Annotated in this window: 2 protein-coding genes and 1 pseudogene; all 3 read left to right on the top strand. The window is 62.7% G+C overall.

Features of this window, described 5'->3' with window-relative positions; genetic code table 11:
• Positions 1-456 (top strand): annotated as a pseudogene (locus tag VGL22_RS20855) (tRNA (adenosine(37)-N6)-dimethylallyltransferase MiaA); the annotation flags it as partial.
• A 116-nt stretch (positions 457-572) separates the two neighbouring features.
• The gene (locus tag VGL22_RS20850) at positions 573-1,748 is read left to right on the top strand and encodes a transposase (RefSeq protein ID WP_465268894.1); all 1,176 of its coding nucleotides are present in this window, start codon (positions 573-575) and stop codon (positions 1,746-1,748) included.
• Positions 1,749-1,875: 127 nt separating this feature from the next.
• Positions 1,876-2,063, top strand: a 188-nt coding sequence (locus VGL22_RS20845) for a response regulator (RefSeq protein ID WP_465268893.1), incomplete at its 3' end; no start/stop codon positions are given.

The raw sequence follows: 2,063 nt of genomic DNA, 5'->3' as shown, positions 1-2,063 counted from the left end.
GAGGTATGCTTAGCCTCCCGCGCGCGCATGACCGAGTTGTGGGAGCAGCGCGGGCGCGATCCCCTGCGCGGCCATCGCCTCTTGAGGATCGGGCTGAATCCGCCGCGCGAATCTCTGTATGAACGTATCAACGCCCGCGCGCGCGCAATGTTTTCGAACGGCTTGGTCGAGGAGACGAGGTCGCTATTGGAGCACTTCGGCGCGATCGCGGCGCTGCAATCTTTGGGGTACCATCAGGCGGCGCAGCTTCTGCGGGGAGAGTTGAACCTGGAGCAGGCCATCGCCGCGGCGCAGCAGGGGCATCGGAATTTTGCCAAGCGGCAAATGACGTGGTTCCGGCGCGAACCAGAGGTGATCTGGCTGGAGGGCTTCGGAGACGATGCGGCGACAGCGCAGCAAGCCGCCGAATACGTTTTGAAAGGGTCCTCCGGTAGCGGCCTGGTTCGGCACGACTGAACAGGCTGCTAAAAAAACTCTCCGAAATGCGCTGTTCGGGTAGAGCTGGCCTTCAGAGACTGTGTCGCAACCGGAATGATACTTGAACTACTGCGGCAGTTGGGCGATAAGGAGTCATGCCGAGCTATAAGCCATATCACCCTGAGCAAGCCGAACTGCTGCCGAGCCATGTGAAAGACGTGTTGGGCGACAACCATTTGTGTTTTGTAGTGCACGAAGTGGTGGAGAAGCTGGACATCGGGCGCTTCGAGGCGGCCTATGGGGAGGCGGGCGGGGAGTCGCCGTATCATCCGCGGATGATGCTGAAGGTGTGGCTGTACGCCTTTGCGCTGAAGGTGAAGAGCACGCGCAAGTTGGAGCGGCGCCTGCACGAGGACCTGGGGTTTCGCTTTCTGGCGGGCGGGTGTGCGCCCGACTTCAAGACCTTGAGCGAGTTTCTGCGGGTGCACCGGGCGGCGATCCTGGAGATGTTCACGCAGGTGTTGCAGATGCTACGGCGGGCGGGGCTGGCACGGGTGGGCGAGGTGGCGATCGACTCGACGCGCATCAAAGGCAACGCTTCGCGCGACCGGGTGGTGCAGCGGGCGGTACTGCAGAAGCAGGTGAAGCAATGGATGGACGCGGTGGAGGACGATCCCGACCGGCAGCCGGGGCGGCAAGTGAGCGAGGGGGAGCGGCAGCGGGTGCGCGAGCAGTTGCAGCAGATGGAGCAGATGGGGGAAGACAAGATGTCGCTCACCGATCCCGAGGCGCGTTTTCTGCGCACCCGGCAAGGTTATGAACTGGGGTATACGGCGGAGCTGGCGGTGTCGGAGGACCACTTCATCGTGGCCCAGCGGGTGACGCAAAACAAGACGGACAACGCCTCGTTGCTGCCCCTGGTGGAAGAGGTGGAGCGCCAATGCCGTGAGCGTCCGCAGCGGGTGCTGGCCGATACCGGCTTCTACGCTAATGACAATGTGGACCAACTGGAGCAGCGCGGCATCGATGGCTATGTACCGGATTCGAATCTGGCGAGCGAGTTGAAGGGCAAGCGTCGGGCGGAGGATTTGGATCGCTATGCGGTGCAACATGCGGGGCTGCAGCGCATGCGGCAGAAGTTGCGCAGTGCCGCGGGACGGGAGCGGTATCAACGGCGCAAGGAGTTGGTGGAACCGATGATCGGCAGCTTGAAGGAACACGGCGACATGCGCCAGTTCCAGCGCCGCGGGTTGGTGCTGGTAGGAGTGGAGTTCACCCTGGCGGTCATCGCTCTCAATTTGAAACGCTGGCACCGGGTGCGGCAGGCGTAATCCGTGGTACTCGGCCCCGGTCACGCAGCCAGGCGGAACCCGACAGCCGAACTAGGCTCGTAGAGGCGGCTTGCACGCACTCGCGACACAGTCTCTAAAGCCCGGCCAAGACAATGAGGTAACAGAGATGACACAGGGCAAGTTGTTGATCGTGGAGGATGAGCTCAGCGTACGGGACTCGCTGGCTAAATGGTTTGCCGAGGAGGGCTACGACGTGGCCACCGCTGAGAGTGCCAATGAGGCGCTGACGCGGGTGGCCCAGCAGACGCCCGACGTCGGCCTGGTCGATATCAAGATGCGCGGCACCGACGGCAT

Origin of the sequence: Occallatibacter sp. (assembly GCF_036502485.1) — a bacterium.
GTDB lineage: Bacteria > Acidobacteriota > Terriglobia > Terriglobales > Acidobacteriaceae > Telmatobacter.
Note: the sequence above shows the minus strand (reverse complement) of the source record. Positions and strands in the feature narration are given on the sequence as shown.